The sequence below is a fragment of the Pseudomonas sp. 7P_10.2_Bac1 genome, from assembly GCF_025465935.1.
Taxonomy (GTDB): domain Bacteria; phylum Pseudomonadota; class Gammaproteobacteria; order Pseudomonadales; family Pseudomonadaceae; genus Aquipseudomonas.
Genome location: NZ_JANLNV010000083.1, coordinates 1 through 19790, shown reverse-complemented (window position 1 = coordinate 19790; position 19790 = coordinate 1). Strand labels below are relative to the sequence as shown.

Genomic DNA, 19790 nt, shown 5'->3' with positions numbered 1-19790 from the left:
TGGAGCCTTTCTCTCAAGGTTCATTGATCCAGGTCAGTACTGCGTTGTGTGAAGCTATGATTAATCGGGCCTAAAGTTTTCTCGGGGTTGGCCGAAAACAAGGCAAGCGTCCAAATACCCAGAGGTTTTTCGTTATGGTGATCGACTTTAGTCGTCTTAACAGCGCCCCGCCCTTGACCGGCACCACGCGCAGCAATGCCCATCAGGAAACTGGCTCGGCCACGCAAGCGGCGCCTGCGACCCAAAGCACTGAACAAACCAGCGCTGGCGCGCAAAGCGGGGAATCGGTGCATCTGAGCCCACAAGCTCAACAATTGCAGAAAATCAGCGACTCGCTGCGTGATCAGCCAGTGGTCGACAAAGACCGTGTGGCGGCGTTGAAACAAGCCATTGCCGACGGCAGCTACACTGTCGACAGCAACAAAATCGCCAGCAAACTGCTAAATAGCGAAGCCGAGCGCTAGGCCTGACTCACGGCCAGTGCCAGGCTTTTGGACGCCCAATTCCCAGAGCCCGACATGCACGACGAGAATTTGCTGCAACTGATCAATGACGACCTAGCGCCTGCCGAGCAACTGCTGGGCCTGCTGCAGGACGAATCGGTCGCCCTCAAGGGGCGGGACATGGCGATGCTGGAAAACATTCTGGCGCGCAAGCATTCATTGGTTATTTTGCTTGAGCAGCATGGCCGCAAACGCAGCGAAATCTTGGCCAGCCTCGGCCTGCCGACCAACCGCAGCGGTCTCGAAAGCCTTGCCAGCCACTCCAGCGTGGGCGATCAATTGCTCAGCCAAAGCGAGTTGCTGAACCAGTTGCTGGCTCAATGCCAGGCTGCCAACCAGGCGAACGGCCAGTCGATCCAGACGCAGCAGGCGATCACCGCCAACCAGCTGCGCATCCTCCACGGCGGCGAAACGCCGTCCTTGTATGACGCGCGCGGCACCACCTCGCTCCTCAACAAACACCGCGCCTACAGCCAGGCCTGAGCCTGGACTATCTAGACTCGCAACATGATGGCAGAATGCCCTATTTTTGCGCGTTGCCGTTTTTGTCTGGAGATTGATGACCCGTGTTCGAAGAACAAGATGCTCCGCAGCCGCCAAAGGTCCTCACGACCCCTTTGGAAATCGCCTCCAACCTGCGAATGCTGCAAGAGAGCCATGACCCGCTGATCATCACCTTCAACGACCGCACTCAACGCTTTCAGAGTTACTTGGTCGATGTTGACCGTGAAAACAACCTCGTGACTCTGGACGAGATGATCCCACGCGATGGCGAGCGTTTTCTTGAAGCGGGCATCCCCTTTCGGGTCGAAGGTTTCCATGACGGCGTGCGCATCGCCTGGGAAAGCAACGCCCTGCTGACCATTGACAACACCGGTCCGCACCGCTGCTACCACGGTGCACTGCCCAAGGAAGTGATCTACCACCAACGTCGCAATGCGTTCCGCGCCGCCTTGAAACTGGCGCACCTGGTGGACGTGAACGTCGCCGGAGAAAAGCTCGCCAAGGCGATCAAAGGCAAGTTGCTGGACGTGTCGGCAACCGGCTGCAAACTACGCTTTGAAGGTGACATCAGCCAGCACATCCAGCTGGGCCAGGTGTACGAACGCTTCAGCGCCGCCCTGCCCTTTGGCCACATGAGCACCCCGGTCGAGTTGCGCCACCTGCATTTTGAAGAGCGGCTCAACATCACCTTTGCCGGCATGCGTTTTCACAATATCAGCGGTGCAGTACAGCGCCAGGTCGAGCGATTTGTCTACCAACTGCAGCGCGATGCGCGGCGGTTCGACAAAGATGATGACTATTACTGAGTGGCAAAATCTCCTGTAGCCGCTGTCGAAGAATGAAGCTGCGAGAGGTTGCGAAGCGTCACCAAGGCGGCGCTCCTGTGGCCCGCATCGCAGCCTCATACCTGGTCAGCGACTACAAGCTCATTGCTTGGTATCCGCCTCTGGACCGCCAAACTCCGGAGCTATTTCAGGCTCGATCTCAGGCTCTGCCCCTTCAACCATCTGATCCTGTACCACTTGCTCGTCAACCCGCGGGTCGAGTGCTGCGGCCAAGGGCGAAGTGGACATGCTGTCGGGCATGGCAACGTGTTGCAGCGGTGCGTCGTCGACCTGGTGCAGATTGGTGACCGCATTCGGGCGAATACGCCACACCAGGATCAGACTGGTAAGGATGAAGAAGGCGTAAAGCATCTGGCTACCCAGCACCTTCATCAGCACACCCGCCACCAGCGGCCCGACACTGGCGCCAATGCCGTAGGTGACCAGCAACATGGCGGTCAGCGATACCCGGCGTTCACCTTCGATGTGGTCGTTAGCAAACGCCACTGCCAGCGGGTAGATGCAAAATTGCAGCAGCGCACTCAAGAACCCCGACACAAACAACACTTCGACCGGCACCTGCGGGAAGATCGCCAGCGGCAACGCCACCACACACAGCACCAGCGCAAACAGCCGAATCAGCAGCGGCCGGTCATAGCGATCCGACAACCAGCCCAGCGGCCATTGCGCCAGCAGACCGGCAAAAATACAGCAGCCCATGTACAAGCCGACCAGCTCGGTAGACAGCCCTTGCTGTGAGGCGTACAGCGGCGCCAGGCCATAGAACGCACCAATAAGCAGACCCGCCCCCATTACCGCGATCAGTGACTGGGGTACACGCTTGATGAAGAATTTTGGGTCCATCGGCGCAGGCCGCAGCGGCGCCGGGTGAATGCGTCGGGTCATGGCCACCGGCACCAGACACAGCGCGAAGCACATTGCCACCAGCATCAGCAGTTCCAGGCCCAACTGCGGGTGCACTACCAGGATCAGTTGACCGAGCACCAGCCCCAGGTACGAAGCGATCATGTACAGGCTGAACACTACACCGCGCTGCTTGGCGTCAGCCTGCTCGTTCAGCCAGCTCTCGATGACCATGTACTGGCACATCATGCCAAGGCCGACGATCAATCGAAGCAGCAGCCAGATCGGCAGCCAGTCGGTCAACCCGTGGCACAACACCGCCGCGCCGACGATCCCGGCGCAGGTGGCATAGGCCCGGATGTGTCCCACACGGGCAATCAACCGATGCCCCAGCTTGCCGCCCAGCACCAGACCCGAATAGTTGGCCGCCATCAGCGCACCGACCCACAAGCCGTCGACGTGATCGGCAGCCAGGCGCAGGGCCAGGTAGGTGCTCAACAAGCCTGAACCGATCAACATCATCAGCGAGGCGAAATATAACGCTCGAAACGACTTCCAGATTTGGTGCATTGGCTTTCCGTGCGGCTCCTTGTGCATGATCCATGGATTCAAACAGGTTGTTGGCTGCCTGAACGATTAAGCCTGTGACACCAAAATACGCAGCACAGTGCAATAAAAACAAGTAGTCGCTGCCCCAGGCTACCAAGGGTTGCAGCGCAACCCGTAGCTCCTGCCCCCGGCATCCCCATCACAGCCTTCGTACCTTGACAGCCGCTGCGAGGCAAAACGCGCGACCTATGGATAGCGCCCCCCGACGTGAGATACATTGCAAACGCAAGTCAGCACACCAACAGCCCGTCAACGTACAAAGGTGCCACTTGAATAAAAATCAAAAATTGCGAACCTTCGACCTGATCCGCGAGGCGGTATTGCCTGAATACCGCGACCGTGTAGACGATTACCTGACCCTCTACGAACAAGCACTGCATGCCGAACAGGCCGATGCCGAGTACTTGCACACCATGGCTCATCAGCTCAAAGGCTACCTGCGCGGGCTCAACACTACCCGCGTCATCGGCATGGCGGACTTTGAAGCACTCGACCGCCGCGTGACCGAGTCCTGGCTGGAGGTCGAGGCTTATTGAGCGGTTCGGGTGAAGATGCGAATCACCTCATCCAGATGCTCGGCCATGGCCTGACGCGCTGCCTGCGGGTCACGTTGCTGCAGCGCCTGTAACACGCCGCGGTGCTCATCTTCGGAGCGGTGCGGCATGTCATCTGAGGTGTAGTGGCTTTGCAGCCGCTGGAACATGCTGCCGTAGCGATGCCCCAACAGGTGCTGGATCATCAGCGCGTAGGCCGGGTTACCCGAGGCCTGGGCAATACGAATATGGAACAAGCGATCGCCGGGGTGAGTGTGTGAACCCTGGCGGTTGTCTTGCACGTTGCGCTCAAAGGCTTGGCCAATCTCGGCGAGTTCTTCATCGCTGGCATTCAGTGCGGCCAGTGCGGCCGCCTCGGGTTCGATCAAGCGCCGCGCCTGGAGCAGCGCAAAGGGCGGGATCTCTGCACTGAAATCCACCTCAATGCCCAACTCCGGGTCCAGCTCTTTCCATTGATCACGGGTGGCCTGAGCCATCACCGGCTCATCGGACACCGCCTGCACAGGCGGCTCGCACACCAACACGCCGTTGCCGACACGCACGTCCACCAGGCCGATCACTTCCAGGGCGATCATTGCCTCGCGAACCGACGCCCGGCTGACGCCCAACAATTTGGCCAGCTCGCGCTCGGCAGGCAGTCGGCTGCCCGGAGGAAATTCACCACTGTCGATCAAGGCTCGCAACTGATCAGCGATCTGCCGATAAAGCCTTTGGTTATCAATAACTTGGAATGGCATCGTGAAATTGGCTCTGGTCTGTGCAGCGACTCGCGAGTGCTTTTTCAAAAAAAGTCACTTGTTGAAGCTTGAGGTGCATGCTAAAAAAGGTTCAATGGCCTGACCATTGACTGAATAACGTACAGCGATCATAGCTAAAAACGTGTGTCGACGCTGCGTCGTTTTGCCAGTAGTTACGCTCATAATGGCCTGACCATTAGTCCAAAGAGCGACCTGTAAATCGTCAGGCCAACAATAAAAACAATCACATCGTTACGGAGTACTTATGGATCTTTCCGGCAAACGCGTGCTGATCACCGCTGCAGCCCAGGGCATTGGCCTGGCCAGTGTGCAGGCCTACCGGGCCGCTGGCGCTGAAGTCTTCGCCGCCGACATCAATGCCCGCGCCCTCAAGGCCCTTGAAGGCGTTCACACGTTTCTATTGGATGTCACCGACGCCGCCGCCATTGAGCGCCTGGCCAGCGAGCTGGGCCCGGTGGATGTGTTGTTCAACTGCGCAGGCGTGGTGCACAGCGGCAACATCCTGGAATGCAGCGAACAGGATTGGGACTTCGCCCTGGACCTTAACGTGACGGCCATGTACCGCATGATCCGCGCCTTTTTGCCGGGCATGCTGAGCAACGGCGGCGGCTCGATCATCAACATGGCGTCGGTGGCCTCCAGCGTCAAGGGCGTACCCAACCGCTTCGCCTATTGCGCCAGCAAAGGCGCAGTCATCGGTCTGACCCGCTCGGTGGCGGCCGACTTTGTGAACCAGAACATCCGCTGCAACGCCATCTGCCCCGGCACCGTCGATTCCCCTTCCCTGCGCCAACGCATCCGCGAGCAAGCCGAGCGCGAAAATCGCAGCGTGGACGAGGTGTACGCCGCCTTCGCCGCCCGCCAGCCCATGGGCCGCATCGGCACCGCCGAAGAAATCGCCCAATTGGCGCTGTACCTGGGCTCCAGTGCCAGCGGCTTCACCACCGGCACCGCACAGATTATCGACGGCGGCTGGAGCAACTGACTGCCCGCCTTTGACGTTGACCTTGTGGGAGCGGGCTTGCTCGCGATGCTGGCGACTCGGTTTGTCTGAAGCATTGCGTTGAGGCCATCGCGAGCAAGCCCGCCCCCACGGGATCTCACACATTTTTTGTATCCCTGTTGCAAGGACTCTTTATGAAACTGCTGCGCTACGGTGAAAAAGGCCAGGAACGCCCTGCCCTGCTCGATAACAACGGTGATCTGCGTGATTTGTCCGAAGTAGTCGCGGATATCGCCGGCGATACCCTCAGCCCGCAAAGCATCGCCCGCCTGCAAGCCATCGACCCGTCCAGCCTGCCGCTCGTGCAAGGCTCACCGCGCATTGGCGCCTGTGTCGGCCAGGTCGGCAAGTTCATCTGCATCGGCCTGAATTACGCCGACCACGCCGCCGAAACCGGCGCGGCCATCCCGGCAGAACCGGTGGTGTTCAACAAGTGGACCAGCGCCATTGTCGGCCCGAACGACACCATCGAAATACCGCGCAACTCACGCAAAACCGACTGGGAAGTCGAGCTGGGCGTGGTCATCGGCAAAGGTGGCCGGTATATCAGCGAAAGCGATGCGCTGGAGCACGTGGCCGGCTACTGCGTGATCAACGACGTGTCCGAGCGCGAATTTCAACTGGAACTGGGCGGCACTTGGGACAAAGGCAAAGGCTGCGACACCTTCGGCCCGATCGGCCCGTGGCTGGTGACCCGCGATGAAATCGCCGACCCGCACCAGCTCGACCTGTGGCTGGAAGTCGATGGCAAGCGCTACCAGAACGGCAACACCCGCACGATGATTTTCCAGATCCCGAAAATCGTCAGCTACCTCAGCCAATTCATGAGCCTGCAACCCGGCGACGTGATCTCCACCGGCACACCGCCCGGCGTAGGCCTGGGCATCAAACCAGAACCTGTGTACCTGCGCGCAGGCCAGCACATCCGCCTGGGCATCAACGGCCTGGGTGAACAAAACCAACGTACCGTCAACGCCCAATAACCCGGAGCACGCCATGACTACCATTACTGCCGTACGGGTTGAAGACATTCGCTTCCCCACTTCGCAATCGCTGGACGGTTCGGATGCGATGAACCCTGACCCGGACTACTCCGCTGCCTACGTCATCCTCGAAACCGACACCCCGAACCTCGAAGGCCACGGCCTGACCTTCACCATCGGCCGCGGCAACGAAATCTGCTGCGCCTCGATCAAGGCCCTGGCCGGGCTGATGGTGGGCTTGAAACTTGAGTGGATTGCCGAAGACATGGGGCGTTTCTGGCGCTACGTGACCAGCGATAGCCAACTGCGCTGGATCGGCCCGGACAAGGGCGCCATCCACCTGGCCACCGGCGCGGTGGTCAACGCCGCCTGGGACCTGTGGGCCAAGGCCGAAGGCAAGCCGGTTTGGCGTCTGGTCGCCGACATGAGCCCCGAACAACTGGTGCGCTGCATCGATTTTCGTTACATCACCGACTGCATCACCCCTGATCAAGCCCTGACCTTGCTGCGCGAGCGCGCCCACGGCAAAGCTGAACGCCTGGCTTTACTCGAAGCCAAGGGCTACCCGTGCTACACCACGTCGGCCGGGTGGCTGGGCTATGCCGACGAGAAACTGCGCAGACTCTGCCAGGAAGCCGTCGACGCGGGCTTCTCATACATCAAATTAAAAGTCGGCCACGACCTGCAAGACGACATCCGCCGCGTGCGCATCGCCCGCGAAGTGATCGGCCCGGACCGCAAGCTGATGATCGATGCCAACCAGGTGTGGGAAGTCGACGCCGCCATCGACTGGGTGCGCGAGCTGTCGTTCGCCAACCCGTGGTTCATCGAAGAACCCACCAGCCCGGACGACGTTGAAGGCCACCGTAAAATCCGCCTGGGCGTCAGCCCGGTCAAGGTGGCTACCGGCGAAATGTGCCAGAACCGCATCGTCTTCAAACAACTGATCATGCGCGAAGCGATTGACGTGGTGCAGATCGACGCCTGCCGCCTGGGCGGGGTCAACGAAGTGCTGGCCGTGTTGCTGATGGCCGCCAAATACAACCTGCCGGTGTGCCCGCATGCCGGTGGCGTGGGTCTGTGCGAGTACGTGCAGCACCTGTCGATGATCGACTACCTGTGCTTTGCCGGCACTTACGAAGGCCGGGTGGTCGAGTTTGTCGACCACTTGCACGAACACTTCGAAGACCCGTGCGTGATCCGCAATGCCGCCTACATGCCGCCACAGGCACCGGGCTTCTCAATCCAGATGAAAGCCGCATCCCGCGAACAGTACCGCTATCGAGGTTGAATCAAGCGCTTAAAAGTGCAAGGGCTGCTGGCCCTTGCCTGATCCGCTATCACACGTGTTAATCGCTGTATGACTGTTGCTGTACTCCACAAAAAAAATAATGGGAGCAACTCATGTCCAATCCTGTGTTGAATCAGGCGCTTAGCAAGATTCGCTGGCGCATCCTGCCCTTTGTCGCCCTGATGTTCGCAATGGCGATCATTGACCGTTCAAACATTGGCTTTGCCAAACATGCCCTTCAAGCCGATACCGGCCTGAGCAACGCCGCGTTTGCCTTGGGCGCGGGTATCTTCTTTATCGGCTATGCCGTGTTTGAAGTGCCCAGCAACCTGATGCTGCATAAAGTCGGCGCGCGGATCTGGCTGAGCCGGATCATGATCACCTGGGGGCTGGTGTCGGCGGCAATGATGTTTGCCCACAACGAAACCAGCTTCTACATCCTGCGGTTCTTGCTCGGCGTAGCCGAAGCGGGCCTGTCACCGGGCGTGGTGCTGTACCTCACGTACTGGTTCCCGCAGAACAAGCGCGGCGCGGCCTATGGGATTTACTACTTCGGCGTGCCAGTGTCGTTGATGGTTGGCGGTCCGGTGTCGGGCTGGCTGCTGGAAAGCGCACAGTTTGGCCTGACCGGCTGGCAATGGATGTTCGTCACTGAAGGCCTTGCCGCTTCGGTAATCGGCGTGTTTGCGCTGTTCTACCTCACCGATAAACCCCGCACGGCCAAATGGCTGAGCGCCGAAGAAAAAGCCGCCGTCGAGCATGAACTGCAAAAGGAACACCTGCTCAAAGCCGATACGGGCCCGTCGTCCTGGCGCTCGGCGCTGATCAATCCGACGGTGCTGTACTTCACCCTGATCTACTTCACGATCCAGGTCAGCGTATACGGCGTGTTGTTTTACCTGCCGACGCGGATTGCCGAGCTGCTCGGCACCAGCATCGGCCTGGAGGTTGGCCTGCTGACGTCCATCCCGTGGATAGCCACCGTCATCGTGCTGTATGCCGTCACCCGCTACGCCGACCGCAAAGGCCAGCAAACCCGATTCGCCGCGCTGATGCTGGCATTAGCGGCAGCGGGCATGGTCGGTTCGACCTTGAGCGGCAGCCTGGCGCTGGTGATCTTGGCGTTCTGCCTGGCGGCAGCCGGGTTCATCACCGTGCAACCGTTGTTCTGGACCCTGCCGACACGCTTCCTGAGCGGCGCCGCAGCGGCCAGCGGTATTGCCGTAATTGGCGCACTGGGCAACCTGGGCGGCTTCCTGGCCCCCACGGTCAAAACCTGGGCCGAACAACAATTCGACAGCACCCATGCCGGGATGTACTTCCTGGCCGGTACGGCGCTGGTGGGCACGTTGATGCTATTGCGCTCAGCCAGAAAAGGAAGCGCGTCGGGTAAACAGACCAACGCAACTCAAGTGGCGCGATCAGCCTGACGGCTTCAAGTGGGAGCGGGCTTGCTCGCGATGCAAACAACCCGGTCTGTCTGGATGACCGAGTGGATGCAATCGCGAGCAAGCCCGCTCCCACAAGAGATGCGAGGTCCTCCGGGTATTTCCTGAATCAAACGCGTACACTGCCAGCGTTGTTTCAGTATGTTTCGAAGGAAAGAAGTCGGTCCAAATCCGACGCGGTCGCGCCACTGTAGTCGGCATCCTGCCGAGAGCCAGATCTTCCTTTGCCTTTGCACTCTTGCCGGGACGCGTAATCCCAGAGGTAATCATGGCTTATAACGCTGCAACTCAAACCGACACTTCCATTCCTGCCATCCCCCTGCGCGATGTATTGCCGTGGGCGATTTTCGGCGGCCTGTTGCTGCTGCTGGCGATTTATTTCGTCGGCGCTGAACAAGGCGCCACCGCGGTATTCAAGGGCATGTACGTTCACGAATTCGTACACGACGGTCGCCACTTGCTGGGCTTTCCCTGCCACTGATCCGAGGGGTTTCACATGACTGGTCGTTTACTCGTCAGGGGCATGCTTGTCGGTCTGATTGCCGGCCTGCTGGCTTTCAGTTTTGCCAAGGTGTTCGGCGAACCCGAGATTGATCGCGCTATCGCCTTCGAAGAAAGCATGTCCCATTCCCACTCCCACGGTGACGCCGAAGAAGATGAACCCGAGCTGGTCAGCCGCGAGGTGCAAAGCACGTTCGGCCTGTTGACCGGGGTGCTGGTGTACAGCGTATCGCTGGGCGGCATTTTTGCCCTGGTGTTCGCTTACTCACTGGGCCGTGTCGGCAACGTCGGCCCACGGGGTCTGGCCGCCTTGCTGGCCCTGGCCGCATTTGTGGTGGTGTTTTTGGTGCCTGGTCTGGTGTACCCGGCCAACCCGCCGTCAGTGGGCGACCCGGAGACCATCGGCAAGCGCACTCAGTTGTTCTTTCTGATGCTGCTGGTGTCATTGGCCGCCGCGATCATTGCGGTCAGTGCAGGCCGTAAGTTCATTGCCAACTCAGGCCTGTGGAATGGCGCGATCAAAGGCGTGGCGCTGTATCTGGTGATTGTCTGCGTCGCAGGCTTCCTGTTCCCGACGGTCAACGAAGTGCCGGACGGCTTCTCGGCCATGCTGCTGTGGAAGTTCCGCGTAGCGTCGCTGGGTATCCACCTGGTGATGTGGACCGCCCTGGGCCTGATCTATGGCGTAGTGGTCGAGCGTTTGTTGCTGCCGAACAAGCCATACAAAGCCTGACTCAACCCGCAGCTGCCGCAGGACGACGGCTGCGATCTTAGACAAGACCAAAAGATCGCAGCCTGCGGTAGCTCCGGGGTAATTGCCTAGCCATCGGGGGCCATGCCCTGTAGGAGCGAGCTTGTCTCGCGATCTTTTAAAGATCAAAAGATCGCGAGGCAAGCTCCTACAGATCAGGATCAGGGCGAAATGTGTTCGAACGAAGCACAGCGCTTAGTGGCTCTCCCATCCCCCACCCAAACTCTGGATCAAGGCCACGCTGCCCTGGCTCAGTTGCCCTTGGGTGTCGCGCAGGTTCTGCTCGGTCTGCAACAAAATCAGTTGCTGGGTCAGGACGTTCTGCTGGCTGACGGTGCCGGCTTTTAGCTGCGCCTCTTGGCTGCCAAACAATTGCTGGTTGCGCGCATAGATCTGTTGATAGGTGACAGCCTGAACGTTCAGGTGGTTGATCGCCGACAGGTTGTCTTCGACGTTCTGCAAGGCCGACAACACCGTGCCACGGTAGGTGGCTGCGTCCTGGTCGTAGCTGGCTTGCGCCGCTTGCACCGCAGCATCGCGGGCGCCGCCATCAAAGAGCGTTGCAGCCAGCGACGGGCCCAAGGTCCAGATGCGATTGGGCAGGCTGAACAAGTCACCCAGCGCACTGGCGCGATAGCCACCTGTTGCCGTCAAGTCCACGGTCGGGAAAAACGCCGCTTGCGCCACGCCGATTTTGGCGTTGGCCGCCGCCGCGGTGCGTTCTGCGACCACTACGTCAGGACGACGCAGCAACAAATTCGAAGGCAAGGTCAGGGGTGGATGCGGTACCACAAAGCTGTAGTTAGCCACCGGCGCCACGCTGAATTGCGACGGTGCCTGGCCCACCAGCACCGCCAGTGCATGCTCGTATTGCTCACGCGAACGTTGGGCGGTTTGTAATGAAGCAACGACGGTGCTCAGTTGGTCCTGCGCTTGCAACAGTTGATCATTGGCTGCGGTGCCTTGCGTATAGTCGGCCTGGATCATGTCCAGTAATTGCTGGTTGATCTGCTGCTGTTGCTGCAACAAGCCGATGTCGATGTCCTGTTGGCGCAACGCCAGGTAGTTGCTCGCCACGCTGGAACTGATGGACAGCCGCACCCCGGCCAGTTGCGCGTCAGAGGCTTGGGCGGCGGCGCTGCTGGACTCAATACCACGACGCACTTGCCCCCAGAAATCCGGCTCCCAACTGGCGGTCAGGGTCGCGCTAACCGAGTTCTGCGCCCCGCCAGCCGTACTGACACCACCGCCTGAGCCGTTGCCGCCCACCCCGCGCGAGCCGGAAAGCCCAACGCCCAGAGTTGGCCACAATCCTGCTCGGCTAGACGACACTTGCGCCTGTGCCCCGCGATACGCCGCTTCGGCGGCCACGATGGACAGGTTGGCCGTGGCCGACCGCTGGATCAAGTCCGTCAGCAGCGGGTCGTTGTAGGCCTGCCACCACTGGCTGTTCAGCGCGCCCTGCGGGTTGGCCACGGCGCGTTGCCACTGCGTACCTTCCTTAAAGCCCATGGGTAATTCCATGGCCGGTTTTTGATAGTCCGGCCCCACCATGCACCCGGCGAGCGACAGGCCAATGGTCACGGCCAACAGCAGGGGTTTGAAGTTCATTGGGTGGTCTCCTTGGGCGCCCGGCGCAAACGTTGTGACAAGCGGTCCAGCCACAGGTAAATCACGGGCGTGGTGTACAGCGTCAGCACCTGGCTGAACAACAATCCACCCATGATGGAAATGCCCAGCGGGCGGCGCAGTTCCGAGCCGTAGCCGGTGCCCAGCACCAGCGGCAAGGCACCGAGCATCGCCGCCAGGGTGGTCATCATGATTGGACGGAAGCGAATCAGGCAGGCGCGACGAATCGCCTCTTGGGCGTTCAGCCCTAGCGCTTTGCCTTCCGTAATCGCGAAGTCGATCATCATGATTGCGTTTTTCTTGACGATACCGATCAGCAAAATCACCCCCACCAGCGCGATGATCGACAGTTCGGTGCCGGTCAGCAGCAAGGCGATCAGCGCCCCGACCCCGGCCGATGGCAAGGTCGACAGAATGGTCAGCGGATGGATCAGGTTTTCGTAGAGCATGCCCAGCACGAGGTACACCGAGACAATCGCCGCCAGAATCAGCCACGGCTCGCTGGACACCGAAGACTGGAACACCTGCGCCGTACCGGCAAACTGCCCGACCACGCTGGCGGGCATGCGCAGTTGCGCCACGGCGTTGTCCACCAATGCCGTGGCCTGCCCGATGGACACGCCCGGTGCCAGGTTGAAAGACACGGTCACCGCCGGGAAGGTGCCCTGGTGGCTGATGGAAATAGCGGTGCGCGCCACCGACTGTTCAGCCACGGCCGAGAGCGGGATCAACGTGGCGTTGGCGTTGCTCGCCAGATTCGGCGCGGTGTTGGTTTTGCTGGCCGTCGAAGCGCCCTGCGGCAGGTAGATCGACTTGAGCGCGGACGGATCGGCCCAATATTCAGGGGCGATTTCCATCACCACGTGATACTGGTTGGCGGCCCGATAAAGGGTCGACACCTGGCGCTGGCCAAACGCGTCATAGAGGGTCTGGTCAACCGCTGACATGCTGACCCCAAGCCGCGCCGCCGTGTCGCGATTGACCGCCACGTTGGCCTCGAGGCTGTTGTCTTGCTGGTCAGTATTGAGGTCTTTGAGTTGCGGCAATTTGTGCAGTGCTGCGACTACTTTGGGCACCCATACATCGAGGCTGCTCTGGTCGTCGGCGGTCAGCGTGTATTGGTATTGCGCGTTGCTCTGGCGCCCGCCCACGGTGATGTCCTGCACCGATTGCAAAAACAACCGAGTGCCCGGCATCTCGCCCAGGGACTTACGAATCTGGCCGATGATCTGGTCCGCACTGGCGGTGCGCTCACTCAAGGGTTTGAGTGAGATAAACATCTGCCCGGTATTCACCGACCCGCCACCGCCGCCCGCGCCACCAATAAAACCGCCGACCGCTTCCACGTTGGGGTTGCGCATGACCTTGCGGTTGATCTCCAGAAAGTCCTTCTGCATGGCGCCATACGAGATGCTTTGCGACGCCATGATGCCGCCATTCAGGCGCCCGCTGTCTTCCTGCGGGAAGAAACCTTTGGGTACCAGCACGAACAGCACCCCAGCCAGCACGATCACCGACACGGTCACCAGCCCCATCAAAAACGTGTGGTTGATCACCCAACCCAGGGTGCGGTCATAGAAGCGGTGAAACCGCGAATCCGGCGCCGCCTCCGGGTGTTTGGCCGACGCGGGCGCGCGCAGTAACACCGCCGCCAGCATTGGCGTGATGGTCAGCGAGACCAGCATCGACACGGCAATCGACACCGACAACGTGACCGAGAACTCGCGAAACAGTCGCCCGACAATCCCGCCCATCATCAGCAGCGGAATAAACACCGCCACCAGCGACACGCTGATGGTCAGCACGGTAAACCCCACTTCCCGCGCTCCGGCCAGCGCCGCCTGTACCCGCGACTCGCCGCGCTCCAGGTGGCGCATGATGTTTTCCACCACCACAATCGCGTCATCCACCACAAAGCCGGTGGCAATGGTCAGCGCCATCAACGACAAGTTGTTGAGGCTGTAACCCATGAAATACATGGCGCCAAAGGTGCCCAGCAGCGACAGCGGCACCACGATGGCCGGCACCAGCGTGCTGCGCCAGTCGCGGAAAAAGGCGAACGTCACCAGCGTCACCAGCAGGATCGAGGCGATCAGGCTGATTTCCACGTCGTGCAGCGAAGCGCGAATGGTGGTGGTGCGGTCCATCAGAATGTTGAGTTTGATCGAGGCTGAAATCGACTGTTGCAGAAACGGCAGTTGCGCCTTGATCGCGTCCACCGTTTCGATGACGTTGGCCCCCGGCTGCTTGAAGATCACCAGCAGCACCGACGGGTTGCCGTTGTACAAACCGAAGTTGCGCAGGTCTTCAACGTCTTCACGCACATAGCCCAGGTCGCTGATGTGCACCAGGTCGCCATTGTTCTGCTTGACCACCAGCGCGCCGTAGTCCGGCGCGTTGTAAAGCTGGTCATTGGCGGCCAGCACGTCGCTCTGTGCGCCCATATCAATCGTGCCTTTGGGCAGGTTGACGTTGGACGCGGCGATCACCTCGCGCACCTGCTCAAGGCTCACGCCGTAGTGGTTGAGCCGGTCCGGGTTGAGTTCGATCCGCACCGCCGGCAACGCCCCGCCACCCACCGTCACGTCACCGACGCCACTGGTTTGCAACAGCTTCTGTTCGAGCAGGGTCGAGGCCACGTCATACATTTGCCCCGGCGTGGCCGAATCCGAGGTCAGGCTGATGACCATGATCGGCGAATCGGCCGGGTTGACCTTGCGGTAGGTCGGGTTGCCGGACAGGTCGCTCGGCAAGTTGCTGCGCGCGGCGTTGATAGCGGCCTGCACATCCCGGGCGGCGCCGTCGATGTCGCGGTTGAGGTCAAACTGCAAGTTGATCCGGGTCGTGCCCAGACTGCTGGACGAGGTCATTTGCGTGACCCCGGCAATCTGCCCGAATTGACGCTCCAGCGGCGTCGCGACCGAGGTCGCGACGGTGTGCGGGTCGGCTCCCGGCAACTTGGCGCTGACGCTGATAGTCGGGAAGTCCACCTCCGGCAGCGGCGCCACCGGCAACAGGTTGAACGCCAGCACGCCAAACAGCGCGAGCCCGACAGCCAGCAAGGTGGTGGCGATGGGACGAGTGATAAACGGCGCACTGAGGTTCATCGCGATCAATCCCCCCTGGCTGCGCGCCGACCGCTCAGGCGCTGCCCGAGGTCATGCATCGCGAGGAAGATCACCGGGGTCGAGAACAGCGTCAGCAACTGGCTGAGCAACAGCCCGCCGATGATCGCGATCCCCAGTGGATGGCGCAATTCAGAGCCGATGCCCGTGCCCAGCGCCAGCGGCACGGCGCCGAACAGTGACGCCATGCTGGTCATCAGAATCGGTCGAAAGCGCAGCTCGGCAGCCTGCTTGATCGCCTGCACCGGGCTCAAGCCTTCGCGTCGCTCCAGGTCCAGGGCGAAGTCGACCATCATGATGCCGTTTTTCATCACGATGCCAATCAGCAGCACAATGCCGATCAAACCGATGATGTCGAATTGCGTGCCGGTGACTAGCAGCGCCAGCAACGCGCCCAGCGCCGCCGAGAGCAAGGTGGACAGAATGGTGATCGGGTGCACGAAGCTCTCGTACAGAATGCCCAGCATCAGGTACACCACCACAATCGCCGCCAGCACTAGCACGACCTGATTGGACAAGGACGCCTCAAAGGTCGCCGCCGCGCCCTGCAACGACACTTGCACCGAGGCGGGCATTGCCACTTGCGCCTCGATGGTCTTGAGCCGGGTCAGCGCCGTGCCCAGGGTTTGACCCGGTGCGAGGTTGAAGGAGATGTCGGCATACGGGAACTGCCCCAGCCGGTTGATCATCAGCGGTGCCTGCACCACGTCCATGGTCGCCATGCTCGACAGCGGCGCCACCCCGCCACCAGGAATGTCGACATACAACCCGGTCAGCAAATCAGCGAGGTTTTTCGGCGGATGGTCGGTGGCCATTACCACGTGGTACTGGTTGAGCTGGGTGTAAATGGTTGACACCTGGCGCTGGCCGAAAGCGTCATACAGCACGTCATCAATTGCCTGCGGGGTAATGCCCAGACGCGACGCGGTGGCGCGATCAAAATTGAGCCGGATCTGATTGCCAAACTGCATCGCCTGGCTTTGCACATCGGTAAAGGTCGGGTCTTGCTTGATCGCCGCCATCAACTTGCCGGTCCACGCTTGCAACACATCAGGGTCGGTGGCCTGCAAGCCGAGCCGATAACTGGTGGTGGCCACGCTGGCGTCCAGGGTCAGGTCTTGCACCGAGTGCAGGTACAGGCGAATCCCGGCCACATCGGCGTTGGCATCAGCCAGGCGCCGAATCACCACACTGGCGCTGTCACGCTGATCGCGCGGCTTGAGGTTGATCAGTAAGTTGCCCTGGTTGATGGTCGGGTTGGTCTGGTCGATACCGACAAACGACGACAGGCTCTGCACCGCCGGGTCACGCAGAATGCGCGCGGCCAGGCGCTGTTGCTCGACCTGCATCTGCTGGAAGGAAATGGTGGGCGACGCCTGGGAAATCCCCTGAATCAGCCCGGTGTCCTGATCAGGAAAAAAGCCCTTGGGCATGGCCGTCAAAGTCAGCACCGTGAGTACGGCGGTGAATATCACCGACAACAGCGCCAATGTGCGGTGCGCCAACACCCAGTTCAGCCCGCGCACATAGTGATGGTTGATGCGATCGAAAAAGTCTTCGCGGCGCTCCTGCAGGTGCGCCTTGAGCATGCGTGAACACATCATCGGCGTCAGGGTCAGGGTAATCGCCGCCGATATCACGATGGTCACCGCCACGGTCATGGCGAATTCGCGAAACAACCGCCCGACCACATCGCCCATAAACAGCAGCGGGATCATTACCGCAATCAGCGCCAACGACAGCGAGATGATGGTGAAACCGATTTGCGCCGAACCCTTGAGCGCCGCCTGCATGGGCGTCTCGCCCTCCTCCAGGTAGCGACTGATGTTTTCGACCATGACAATGGCATCGTCGACCACAAAACCGATGGCAATGGTCAGCGCCATCAACGTCAGGTTGTTCAGCGAAAAGCCCAGCGCATACGCCACCGCCAACGTACCCAGCAAGGTCAGCGGTACGGTCACGGCGGGAATGATCGTGGCCGCCATGTTGCGCAAGAACAGGAAGATCACCAGCACCACCAGCACCACCGCCATGGCCAGCTCGTACTGCACGTCGGTGACCGAGGCCCGAATGGTCTGGGTGCGGTCGGTGAGCACGGCGACCTTGAGCGTGCCCGGCAAACTGGCGCGCAACGTGGGCAGCAGTTGCTGCACGCGATCGACCACCTCGATCACGTTGGCCCCTGGCTGGCGCTGAATACTCAGCACAATCGACGGGGTTTCGTTGGTCCAGGCGGCCTGGCGCGGGTTCTCCGGCCCCTGGGCGGAGCTGGCAATCTGTGACAAGCGGATCGGCGCGCCGTTTTTATAAGCGATCACCAGATCACGGTATTCCTCGGCCGATTGGAGTTGATCGTTGGCGCCGATGGAGTACGCCTGATACTTGCCGTCAACGCTGCCCTTGGCCTGGTTGACGTTGGCGGTGCCCAACGAAGTGCGCACATCGTCCAGCGACAGCCCTAGGCTATTGAGCGCCGAGGTATTGGCCTCGACCCGCACCGCCGGGCGCTGGCCGCCGCTTATCGTCACCAACCCCACGCCGCTGATCTGCGAGATTTTCTGCGCCAGCCGGGTATCGGCCAGGTCTTCGATTTTGGTCAGCGGTAGCACGTCCGAGGTCAACGACAGCGTCAGCACCGGCGCATCGGCCGGGTTGACCTTGCTGTACACCGGCGGGTACGGCAGGTTGGCGGGCAAAAACGTGCCTGCTGCGTTGATTGCCGCCTGCACTTCTTGCTCGGCAACGTCCAGCGACAGCGTCAGGTCAAACTGCAACGTCACCACCGACGCGCCATCCGAGCTGGTAGAACCCATGGACTTGAGGCCGGGCATCTCGCCCAACTGGCGCTCAAGCGGCGCGGTAATCGACGAACTGATCACCTCGGGGCTGGCGCCGGGGTACTGGGTGTATACCTGAATGGTCGGATAATCGACCTCCGGCAAGGCCGACACCGACAACAACCGATAGCCGAGAATCCCCAGCAACAGGATCGCGACCATCAGCAAACAGGTCGCCACCGGGCGTTCGATAAAGGGGCGAGAGACGTTCATCAGCGGCGACTCACTGTGCGACTACTTTAATGGCCGATCCCTCATCGAGTTTGTCTGCACCTTCCGTGATCACCTGCTCATCCGGCTTGACCCCGGCGTCGAGAATCGCGGTGACATCGCCCATCGTCGGGCCGGATTTGACGTTGCGCAGGCTGGCCTTGTTGCCCGCCACCACAAACACAAAATCCCCTTTGCTGCCGTGCTGAATGGCCCGGGTCGGCACCACCGGCACCTGGCTCAGGGTCTCAGCCTTGAGCCGCGCATTGACGAACTGATTGGGAAACAGCGCATTCTGGGCGTCATCAAACTGCGCCTTGACCTTGATCGTGCCGGTGCTGGTGTCGACCTGATTATCCAGCGCCAGCAACTGCCCGCTGGCCAGCAGGTTTGTCTTGTTGCGGTCATAGGCCAGCACGCTGACAGCGCCTGCAGCCTTGGCCTGATTGATCGCCCCCAGATAGTCCTCGGGCACGGCAAACACCACCGTGGCGGGCTTCATCTGGGTGATGACAGCAATGCCGCTGGTGCTGGCGGTGGTAACGTAATTGCCGGGGTCAACCTGACGCAGGCCGACAATCCCGTCCACCGGCGAGGTGATGGTGCAGTAACTCAACTGCACCTCAAGGTTTTGCACACTACCCTGATCGGCCGCGACCGTGCCCAACTGCTCAGCCACGCTGGCGACTTGTGTATCGAGGGTTTGTTGGCTGACAGAGCCGGCCTTGATCAACTCGCGATAGCGCGTCAGGTCACGCTGGGCGTTGCTCAACACCGCCTGATCGTGAGCCAGAATGCCTTTGGCCTGAGCGAGCTGGGCTTTCAGCGCACGGTCGTCGATGCGGGCAATCACCTGCCCTTTGCGCACCTGCTGGCCTTCCTTGAAGTCCACGGAAGACAAAATGCCGTCGACCTGAGTGATCACCGTGACGCTTTGCGTAGGGATGACCGTGCCGAGTGCATCGATATACACCGGCACGTCTTGCGCCACCACCGCAACGGCCGCCACCGGCTCGGGCCTGCCGCCCATGCCCATGCCCATGCCCATGGGCCGATTGTTGTGCGGCGCGGCGGGCCCGTGGGTATACACCGCCGCAGCAATTGCCAGTAAAACCAGCGCACTGAGCGCCCAGATAAAAGTGTGTCGTTTGCTCGTGTTCACGTGCGTCACTCAGCAAAAGTAGGCTGAGGTCAGAGTATCGAAGCGGCGACGCGTGAAATTAAATTCGGTGACAGCTTACAAAGGTTTTACAAAACCCTGACAACGGGCTGCCTGAGCTGCCGCAGGCTGCGATCTTTTGATCTGGCTGTTGCTGTTGCTTTGGCTTTTGATCTATTCGCCCCTTCGGGAGGCCGAGTGGAGGTTCTGCGTAGTGGGTGTCCCGGCATGGAT

At 60.6% G+C, this 19790-nt stretch carries 16 protein-coding genes and 1 riboswitch; of the genes, 10 read left to right on the top strand and 6 right to left on the bottom strand.

Annotated features, from left to right (window positions below; all coding sequences use genetic code 11):
• Positions 1-134: 134 nt before the first annotated feature.
• From flgM to NTD86_RS19280, 3 genes are all read left to right on the top strand, one after another.
• Entirely contained in the window at positions 135-464 is a 330-nt protein-coding gene (flgM, locus tag NTD86_RS19290) for a flagellar biosynthesis anti-sigma factor FlgM (RefSeq protein ID WP_262204545.1), read from the top strand.
• Positions 465-518: 54 nt separating this feature from the next.
• Positions 519-986 (top strand): flagella synthesis protein FlgN, encoded by a 468-nt coding sequence (locus NTD86_RS19285; RefSeq protein WP_262204543.1) that lies wholly within the window; start codon positions 519-521, stop codon positions 984-986.
• An 83-nt stretch (positions 987-1069) separates the two neighbouring features.
• The gene (locus NTD86_RS19280; protein ID WP_262204541.1) at positions 1070-1813 is read left to right on the top strand and encodes a flagellar brake protein; all 744 of its coding nucleotides are present in this window, start codon (positions 1070-1072) and stop codon (positions 1811-1813) included.
• Between the two features lie 120 nt (positions 1814-1933).
• Here NTD86_RS19280 and NTD86_RS19275 read toward each other — a convergent pair whose 3' ends face one another.
• On the bottom strand, positions 1934-3265 hold the full coding sequence (locus tag NTD86_RS19275; RefSeq protein WP_262204539.1) for an MFS transporter: 1332 nt from the start codon (positions 3263-3265) through the stop codon (positions 1934-1936).
• Between the two features lie 308 nt (positions 3266-3573).
• On the opposite strand from NTD86_RS19275, the gene NTD86_RS19270 reads away from it, so the two are divergent.
• Entirely contained in the window at positions 3574-3840 is a 267-nt protein-coding gene (locus NTD86_RS19270) for a hypothetical protein (protein ID WP_262204538.1), read from the top strand.
• On the opposite strand, the gene NTD86_RS19265 is transcribed toward NTD86_RS19270, so the two are convergent.
• Entirely contained in the window at positions 3834-4595 is a 762-nt protein-coding gene (locus tag NTD86_RS19265; protein WP_262204537.1) for a FadR/GntR family transcriptional regulator, read from the bottom strand. The two genes, NTD86_RS19270 and NTD86_RS19265, sit on opposite strands and share 7 nt — an antisense overlap.
• A gap of 265 nt (positions 4596-4860) precedes the next feature.
• Between NTD86_RS19265 and NTD86_RS19260 the strand changes: the two genes are divergently transcribed.
• The 6 genes from NTD86_RS19260 (at position 4861) to NTD86_RS19235 (ending at position 10575) form a co-directional block, all read left to right on the top strand.
• Entirely contained in the window at positions 4861-5601 is a 741-nt protein-coding gene (locus NTD86_RS19260) for an SDR family oxidoreductase (protein ID WP_262204534.1), read from the top strand.
• 152 nt (positions 5602-5753) lie between these two features.
• Complete coding sequence (locus NTD86_RS19255; RefSeq protein ID WP_262204532.1) at positions 5754-6602, top strand: fumarylacetoacetate hydrolase family protein; 849 nt, start codon at positions 5754-5756, stop codon at positions 6600-6602.
• 13 nt (positions 6603-6615) lie between these two features.
• Positions 6616-7893 carry an L-fuconate dehydratase gene (locus NTD86_RS19250; RefSeq protein ID WP_262204530.1) on the top strand — a complete coding sequence of 426 codons (1278 nt, stop codon included), beginning with the start codon at positions 6616-6618 and terminating at the stop codon, positions 7891-7893.
• 113 nt (positions 7894-8006) lie between these two features.
• Positions 8007-9323, top strand: a complete 1317-nt coding sequence (locus NTD86_RS19245; RefSeq protein WP_262204529.1) for an MFS transporter — start codon at positions 8007-8009, stop codon at positions 9321-9323.
• Positions 9324-9453: 130 nt separating this feature from the next.
• A riboswitch (cobalamin riboswitch) is annotated at positions 9454-9582 on the top strand.
• Positions 9583-9609: 27 nt separating this feature from the next.
• Positions 9610-9822 carry a CbtB domain-containing protein gene (locus NTD86_RS19240; protein WP_262204528.1) on the top strand — a complete coding sequence of 71 codons (213 nt, stop codon included), beginning with the start codon at positions 9610-9612 and terminating at the stop codon, positions 9820-9822.
• Positions 9823-9837: 15 nt separating this feature from the next.
• Positions 9838-10575: a CbtA family protein gene (locus NTD86_RS19235; RefSeq protein WP_262204526.1), complete on the top strand. Its 738-nt coding sequence runs from the start codon at positions 9838-9840 to the stop codon at positions 10573-10575.
• Positions 10576-10788: 213 nt separating this feature from the next.
• On the opposite strand, the gene NTD86_RS19230 is transcribed toward NTD86_RS19235, so the two are convergent.
• From NTD86_RS19230 to NTD86_RS19215, 4 genes are read right to left on the bottom strand one after another with little or no spacing between them, the layout of a single operon-like run.
• A complete protein-coding gene (locus NTD86_RS19230; RefSeq protein WP_262204525.1) occupies positions 10789-12204 on the bottom strand; it encodes an efflux transporter outer membrane subunit in 1416 nt (471 codons plus the stop codon).
• Positions 12201-15329 carry an efflux RND transporter permease subunit gene (locus tag NTD86_RS19225; protein ID WP_262204523.1) on the bottom strand — a complete coding sequence of 1043 codons (3129 nt, stop codon included), beginning with the start codon at positions 15327-15329 and terminating at the stop codon, positions 12201-12203. The genes NTD86_RS19230 and NTD86_RS19225 overlap by 4 nt, the downstream gene beginning before the upstream one ends.
• Positions 15330-15334: 5 nt before the next feature.
• Positions 15335-18400 carry an efflux RND transporter permease subunit gene (locus tag NTD86_RS19220; RefSeq protein ID WP_262204521.1) on the bottom strand — a complete coding sequence of 1022 codons (3066 nt, stop codon included), beginning with the start codon at positions 18398-18400 and terminating at the stop codon, positions 15335-15337.
• 10 nt (positions 18401-18410) lie between these two features.
• The gene (locus NTD86_RS19215; protein ID WP_410016995.1) at positions 18411-19445 is read right to left on the bottom strand and encodes an efflux RND transporter periplasmic adaptor subunit; all 1035 of its coding nucleotides are present in this window, start codon (positions 19443-19445) and stop codon (positions 18411-18413) included.
• Between the last annotated feature and the right edge of the window lie 345 nt (positions 19446-19790).